The organism is Spirulina subsalsa FACHB-351 (assembly GCF_026130165.1).
GTDB classification, from domain to species: domain Bacteria; phylum Cyanobacteriota; class Cyanobacteriia; order Cyanobacteriales; family Spirulinaceae; genus Spirulina_A; species Spirulina_A subsalsa_A.
Genome location: NZ_JAIHOM010000003.1, coordinates 80,646 through 88,346 on the forward strand (window position 1 = coordinate 80,646; position 7,701 = coordinate 88,346).

Consider the following 7,701-nt stretch of genomic DNA (forward strand, 5'->3'; position numbering starts at 1 on the left):
TATCATAAAGGTAACTCAATCACAAAACAACTTCCTTGCCCATAAACTGAAGAACAAGTAAGAGAACCCCCATGATTTTGGGTCACAATTTGATAGCTTGTAGCCAGTCCCATCCCCGTTCCTTTTCCGACAGGTTTAGTCGTGAAAAACGGGTTAAAGATTTGGGCTTGTACCTCTGGAATCATCCCCACTCCATTATCTTCAATAGTAATCACAACCTGATTATTGTCCCCCACTGTTGTCGTAATCGTCAATTGACCTTGATAGGATTCCTGCCCTCCCTCCAAATCTCTCATATTGTCCCGTTCAATAATAGCATCAATTCCATTGATTAACAAATCCATAAACACTTGATTTAATAACCCCCCATAGCACTCCACAAGGGGTAAATCTCCATAATGTTTAATCACTTCAATAGTACAATTTCCTGCCCTACCACTAATTTTATTTTCCAAAATAACCAGCGTGCTATCAATATTGTCATGGAGATCAATGGGTTTCAATTCAGCCTCATCCAGCTTAGAAAACGTGCGTAAAGAACGAATAATATCCCGAATACGAGCCGCCCCAGTTTTCATAGAATCTAACACTTTAGGCAAATCCGCTAAAATAAAATCCAGATCAATCGATTCTATTTGATCTATAATAACTGGCTTTGGCTGAGGATAATTTTGTTGATAAAGAGCAATCAAGTCCAGCAGATTTTCAATATACTCTGTCATGTGATTAATGTTGCCATAAATAAAGCTCACAGGGTTATTGATTTCATGGGCAATCCCAGCCACTAACTGCCCCAAACTTGACATCTTCTCCCCTTGGATTAATTGAGTTTGTGCCTGCTGAAGTTCTTGATAAGCTTGCTCTAATTGAACCGTTTTGCCTTGAGATTCCTGATATAATTGGGCTTGATAAATAGCAATGGCAACCTGATCTCCAATTCGTTGCAGTAACTCAATCTCATCCTCTTGCCACGGTTTATCTGTGCCGACTCTGCCCAACTCAAAGCCGCCAATTTGTCCCCCAGCCGTGTGAATAGGCAGGATTAAATAAAAATCAACCCCCACCTCCTCGCAAAATTCAGTTAAACCAATTTCCGTGGAATCATGGCGATTAAATTGGTGAATTTTTTCTTCAAAAATATGATTAGCGACTAATGGGAAGTCCTCCATTTTATAACAGCCTAGCCAACTGGGTAAATCGACCCTTTTTTGCTCTTGAACCAACTCCCATGAGGGGGGGACAGCTTCAGGACGAAACCAGCCAAAGGCACAAACATCTACATTTAATTCTGTGACTATTGCATTGACAGCATTTTGTAAAATAGTTTCTAAGTCCAGAGAATTCCTAATTTCTGTACTGATTTTATTCAGTAGGTTACTCCGATTAACTAACGCTTCTAAAGCTTGCTCTGTAGCTAGCCGTTCCGTAATATCTCGTGCGGCCGCATAGGTGAATTCTCCCGAGGGAGCAGATGACCATTCAATTGCCCGATATTCTCCATTTTTTGCCCGATAACGGTTGACAAAATGGAGAACTGTATGATCTGCGTCCAAATCAGCCATTGCGGCTAATGTAGCGTCTATATCATCGGGATGGACTAATTCTAAAAATGGCTTGCCTTCTAGTTCAGAGAGAGCATAACCTAATATGTTTTCCCACGCTCGATTCAGACGACGAAAACGCCCTTGATTATCAGCAATGCACAGTAAATCTAAACTGATATTAAAAAACTGTTCTAGGTCTAATTCTGCTCTTATTTCCTGATCTGAAATAGAAGATTGTAGAGGATGTTCTTGAACCGTCATCGCCTGCATTTCGGCTTCATTAAAAACCCGCGCCGTGATATCTCGTAAAATGGACAAATGAAGATGGGGTAAAAAATTAGCTGTGGCGCGATATTCTATGGTGCGAATTTCCCCATCTTCACGAATTAAGAAAAACTCCCCTTGGGCTTCTCCTTGATTCAGAAATTGTTGCCAAACTTGCTCAAAATTAAAGTCTGGGGTGGTAAAGTCACTGATGGAACGTCCTACTAAGGCAGAGGGAGCTATGCCAAACAATTGACAAGCGGCAGGATTGGCGGCTCGATATTGCCCTTGATCATCAGCAATCAGGATAGCATCAAAGGCTTGGGTAAAGAGAGTTTTGAGGGCAGGATGATCAACATCGAGGGGGAGAAAATCCACTGCTGACACCTCTGTGGAGACAGATTCAGGATTAAGTGCTAAGTTGCGATCGCGGCACTGGGGGAATTGCGTCCAGAGTTGGGGGGGAAAGAGCATAGGATCGCGATCTCCAATGGGTCGATGAGTATTAAATCATCCTAGCGAAAATTGCCCACCTTTGTGCATTGATGAGCCGAGCAATCACCTTGATTTCAAACAGATATTACAGTCCCAGAAATTCGGGAAGTCTGATCAGAACAGTTCAGAGGGGGCTGGGATAGAAACCATTAAAGTGTAACGCTTATTGGCAGTTCAGCTAAAAATTTCCCAAATTTTCCCCTAACTATCGATTGAGACTTGATAATGAAGAGATGAATCATTGATTAAAGAGGGTGTTAACGTGACCTATCGTATTTTGAGCCTAGATGGGGGCGGGATTCGAGGCGTTTTATCTGCTCAATTGTTGGTACAAGTCGAGAAAATTGTCCAACGAGAGAAAGGGCAAAAACTTCATGAGTATTTTGATTTAATCACTGGAACATCTAGTGGTTCTATTGTCGCCACCGGAATCGCCGTCGGCAAGACAGCGCGGCAAGTGGTGGATCTGTTCCGCAACGATGGCAAGCGGATTTTTCCCTACTCCGGGGCAATGGGTTACTTATCTCCTCAACGGTTTAGTTTAATCTGGGAACATGGGATATCTGCGCCGAAATTTTCCCATTCGGGCTTTACAGCTGTGTTACAAGAAGCCTTTGAGGAAAAAACTCTCATGGAGCAGGGAGAAAAGCCTAAACTACTGGTGACATCCTACGATACGATGGCCCGTCAACCCATTGTGTTCAAAAGTTGGCGCAAGGATGAATGGTATTCTGAAATTCCCCTGTGGAAAGCTTGCCTCTGTTCCAGTTCCGCGCCTACCCTCTTCCCGGCCTATTATTTAGACTATGGGGGGCGGAAGTGTTCCGCCATTGATGGGGGAGTTGGGGCGACGAATCCCACCACTTGCGCGATCGCCGAAGCCCTCCGTTTTGGCGTTCCCGTAGCCGATTTGCGCGTCCTCTCCGTCGGTGCAGGCCGTGCCAGCCAAGGCTTTAGCTACACAGAAACCCGCAGTTGGGGCCTATTGCAATGGGCCGGGCATATGTTAGATTTACTACTCAACGCCCCCCTAGATGTCAATGAATACATCGCCCGGCAAATTATTGCCAGTATCCCCGATAGTCAGTCCCACTATCTCCGCCTACAGCCCCTCCTGTCCACCAGTGAATTCCTCAGACTCCTAGACTTTGACCCCATTTATAAAAACCTCATACAGGAGAAACTCAAAGATCACCCCCTGAAAATTACCGACAGCATTGATGATGCCAGCGAGATCAATCAATCCCTGCTCACCGTCCTAGCCGATTGTTATGTCAAATATGGTACATTGGCCGTGCGAGACGAAGATAAAGATATCCTCTCCGCCTCGGTCAAGGAACGGATTGATCAATTTGTACAATCCAGTTAAAACGCTCTTAAACTGCCATGCAGCCCGACTCTGAGCCATTTCGCCAACTGGTCCAAAAGTGCCAAGAGAGTCCCATTGGGAAACACCTTCCGGGGGCGCTCTATATCCATCAGAGCGCCCTATCCGCCCTTGACCCCCAATTGCAAGTTTATGAGCAAAAAGCCCGCACCCTTGCCCCCCAAAGCCACCAAGCCACCCTAATTAAATTTAACTACGACCGCCCCACCCTCTCCTACTTGTTTTATCCCGACTTTGACCAAGACCCCCACCCCGCCCTACAAGGCAGCATTCAGGTCAATCTCACCGAGGAAACCGTGCAGTATCGGGACTATAGCACCTCAGAGAACCCCCCCATCCTCCACCGCAAGGAAACCTTTGTCACCCCCGAATATCCCCACTATGCAGTTTTTCTAGAGTTGACCCGACGAGAGGAAAACCTCGGCCTACTCGATGACCCGCGCTTGATTGGTACCCAACGGGAATGGAATAAACGCCTCGAAACCTATGGCGTGACCCTTGAAGGTCATGCCCTGCTACGCCATACCAATCGTCTCCCCATTGGCCAATTTCCGCGCATCCAACGCCATAAAGCGGCAATGGTGAGGAAAACCCTCTCCCGCCCCGTGCGAGCCGCCTTAGAGGCCGAATTATTCAGCCCAGAGACAACATTTTTTGACTATGGTTGTGGCTACGGCAGTGATTTAGAATTTATCGCCCAAAAAGGCTACATCAGTTCCGGCTGGGATCCCTACTATCGCCCCGATACCCCCCGCACCCCGGCGGATATTGTCAACTTGGGCTATGTGATTAATGTCATTGAAGATCCCCCAGAACGACGGGAAGCCCTGATCAAGGCTTGGGAATTGACCCAACAGGTGTTAATTGTCGCCGCTCAGGTCTTGATTCGGGATAACTTAGACGGACAACTGGCCTATGGGGATGGGATTATTACCCGCCGCAATACCTTCCAAAAATATTATGAACAAGAGGAACTCAAAGCCTATATTGACCAAGTTTTAGGAGTGGATGCCATTCCCGTGGCCTTGGGGATTTATTTTGTCTTTCGCCAAGAAGAACAGGCGGAAATTTTCCGGGCTGCCCGTTTTCGCTCCCGGGCCACCACTCCTCGGGTACGTCTTCAGGTGAAGAAATTTGAGGACTATGAAACCTTGCTCACTCCCTTAATGGCTTTTATTACTCAACGGGGGCGCTTACCCGTTAAAGGGGAATTAGCCCAAGAAGAGGAGATATTAGCCGAGTTTGGCAACTTCCGCCGGGCCTTCAGTTTGGTGCTTCAGGCAACAGATGAGGCCGAATGGGAAGCGATCGCCGAAAAACGCCGCCAAGACCTCAAACTCTATCTCGCCCTCACCCACTTCGGCAAGCGCCCCAAAGCCCAAGAGTTCTCCCCCACCGTCAAAGAAGACTTTAAAGCCCTCTTCGGTAGTTATAAACAGGCCTGTTTATTAGCCGACATGATGCTCTTTAGTGTCGGCGACTTAGAAAACCTCGCCGACCTTTGCCAACAAAGTCCCATCGGCAAAAAACGCCGTCAAGCCTTTTGGATTCACATTAGCGCGTTGGAAACCTTAGATCCCCTCCTGCGACTCTATGAAGGTTGTGCCAGTCGCACCATCGGCCGCTTAGAATCCGCCACCGTGATTAAATTTCACCTCAATCAGCCCAAAATTTCCTATCTCGACTATCCCCATTTTGATCAAGATCCCCACCCCGCCCTCCATGCCACAATGCAGATTGATCTGCGGGATCTCCATGTGTCTTACTGGGAAGCCGATCCCGAAAATCCGCCCCTTTTACACCGTAAGGAACAACTCCTCACCCCCGATTATCCCCATTACGCCAAATTTGCCCGTTTAAGCCAACAGGAAGAAGATCGAGGCCTATTTGATCAGCCCCAAGCGATTCGCACCCGTCAGGATTGGTTAAAATATATGGCTCAACAGGGTGTGAGGTTGAAAAATCATTGCATCACTTGGCGGGAGGATGTCGATCCCTATCGTTTGAAAGTGTTACGGGCGGCCTTGCGTCGTCGTCAAAAACAACGACGGAAGCGGGAGCTTTCCTGAGACAAAAGAACCCTGTACAATTTTCCATTATCCATGGTTATTTCTTTACCGCCATGAGGCGATCGCGAAAATAGGGACTCAGTTCCGCAAGTGTTCTCAAATCTACTATTCTTCCTTGCAACAAACCCGATAACACCTCCTCTATCTCAGCCATTGAGGGAGGTGGGGTGTGGCTGGGCGATCGCACCCCACCCCACCTCCCCTAAAAGTTAAGCCCATCCGGGAACAGATTACGCTTAACCCCCCGTCTACAAGCTACAATCACACAGAACCTGTGATTGTTGAACCCTTGTCCATCTAAACCCAGTCATGTTTAAAACCTCCCTTCTCATCCTCCTACCCCTATCCCTCCTCAGTGTTAACCCCTCCCTCGCCCAAGCCACCGTTACCATTGATGTAGGCATAGTCCAACGGTTTGGAGAAGAAGACAGCGACCGACTCACCCTCTCCGGCAGCGATAACACCCCCCTCACCCTAGAATTTTTGGCCGGGGATGGTAGCACCCAAACCGTCACCACCCCCAGCGTCACCTTAGAAATCGTCCGCCAACCCCAAGAAAACCCCCTCGTGCGAGAATGGGTCGTATTAAGTGATCATGCCACCTTTGAAACCGCCGAAAATAGCGCCAAAGCTTGGCAAGAAAAAGGCATTGAAGTTGAAGTCACCCAGCCCGGACGCTGGCAAGTGTGGGCTAAACGGGACGTTTATAATACCCCCCTCCTGCGGCGAATGTTAATCCAGAATCTCCAAGAAGCAGGAGAAAGCGAAATCTATTTACAGTCAGAAGTCTTAGAAACCACCCCCGTCGTCTCCTTTGTCGTGGGCAATTTCCGCTACAACCGAGCTAATTTTGCCATTCGCAGCGCCAACAATCGTATCCGGGTCAACGACGGCACCAATCAATACGTTTATGCCGGAGACTTACGCATTCAACCCAATGCCTACGGGGATTTTACCCTCGTTAATAACATTGACATTGAAACCTATTTGCGAGGAGTTGTTCCCCACGAAATTGGCCCCAATGCCCCTTACAATGCAGTAGAAGCCCAGGCCATCATTGCCCGCACCTATGCCCTGCGCAATTTACGCCGTTTTAAAGCCGATAATTACGAACTCTGCGCCACCGTTCACTGTCAAGTTTATCGCGGACTGACCGGGACAGTGGAACGCTCAGACCGCGCCATTACCGCCACAGCCGGACTGGTCTTAACCTACAACAACGAGCTAGTAGACGCGCTCTATTCTGCCCACAGTGGCGGCACTACCTCCCCTTTTGAGGATACTTGGGATGGGGAACCCCGCCCCTACTTACAAGCCCAAGTGGATGCGGTGACACCTCCTTGGGATTTAACCGCACGGCCTTTAAATAATGAACAGGCCTTTCGGGAGTTCATGAGTTTACAAACGGGACTGAATGGCTCCAATAGCTCCGTATTTCGCTGGAGTCGGGAAAGCAGTATTGAGGAGTTAACGGCTGATTTAAACCGCTATTTGGAGCGGACAAAACACCCTCTGGCGGGGATTAATCGCATTTTAAGTATGGAAGTGGCAGAACGCTCAGTAGCAGGTCGGATTTTGCGCTTTGTGGTGGAAACGGACAAAGGAACAGTGGAACTCCACAAAACCGAAGCCCGCAGCGCCTTCGGTCCCCCCCGCAGTACCTTATTTTATGTAGACCCGATTCGGGATGGCAATCAAAATCTAACGGGATATCGCTTTGTAGGGGGCGGTTTCGGTCATGGTGTGGGCTTGAGTCAGTATAGTTCCTATACCTTGGCCAATTTAGGCTGGAATGCGACCCGGATTTTAGAGTTCTATTATCCCGGTGCGAAGGTTGAACCGCTCAATGATTCTCTTGTTTTTTATCCTGAAGATTAGGGGGCTTTCACCCTTGCTGAATACGCATCTAATCCCGATTAGATAGGGTTTGCTGAATAACTCG

Annotated in this window: 5 protein-coding genes; 4 read left to right on the forward strand and 1 reads right to left on the reverse strand. The window is 47.9% G+C overall.

The window, feature by feature from the left end:
- Positions 1 to 2 precede the first annotated feature (2 nt).
- Positions 3 to 2,282 (reverse strand): PAS domain S-box protein, encoded by a 2,280-nt coding sequence (locus K4A83_RS01145; protein ID WP_265262536.1) that lies wholly within the window; start codon positions 2,280 to 2,282, stop codon positions 3 to 5.
- 283 nt (positions 2,283 to 2,565) lie between these two features.
- Between K4A83_RS01145 and K4A83_RS01150 the strand changes: the two genes are divergently transcribed.
- The 4 genes from K4A83_RS01150 (at position 2,566) to K4A83_RS01165 (ending at position 7,637) form a co-directional block, all read left to right on the forward strand.
- Positions 2,566 to 3,672 carry a patatin-like phospholipase family protein gene (locus K4A83_RS01150; RefSeq protein WP_265262537.1) on the forward strand — a complete coding sequence of 369 codons (1,107 nt, stop codon included), beginning with the start codon at positions 2,566 to 2,568 and terminating at the stop codon, positions 3,670 to 3,672.
- Positions 3,673 to 3,689: 17 nt separating this feature from the next.
- Positions 3,690 to 5,759, forward strand: a complete 2,070-nt coding sequence (locus K4A83_RS01155) for a DNA phosphorothioation-associated putative methyltransferase (RefSeq protein WP_265262538.1) — start codon at positions 3,690 to 3,692, stop codon at positions 5,757 to 5,759.
- 169 nt (positions 5,760 to 5,928) lie between these two features.
- On the forward strand, positions 5,929 to 6,060 hold the full coding sequence (locus K4A83_RS01160) for a hypothetical protein (RefSeq protein WP_265262539.1): 132 nt from the start codon (positions 5,929 to 5,931) through the stop codon (positions 6,058 to 6,060).
- Between the two features lie 8 nt (positions 6,061 to 6,068).
- On the forward strand, positions 6,069 to 7,637 hold the full coding sequence (locus tag K4A83_RS01165) for a SpoIID/LytB domain-containing protein (RefSeq protein ID WP_265262540.1): 1,569 nt from the start codon (positions 6,069 to 6,071) through the stop codon (positions 7,635 to 7,637).
- Positions 7,638 to 7,701: the final 64 nt, after the last annotated feature.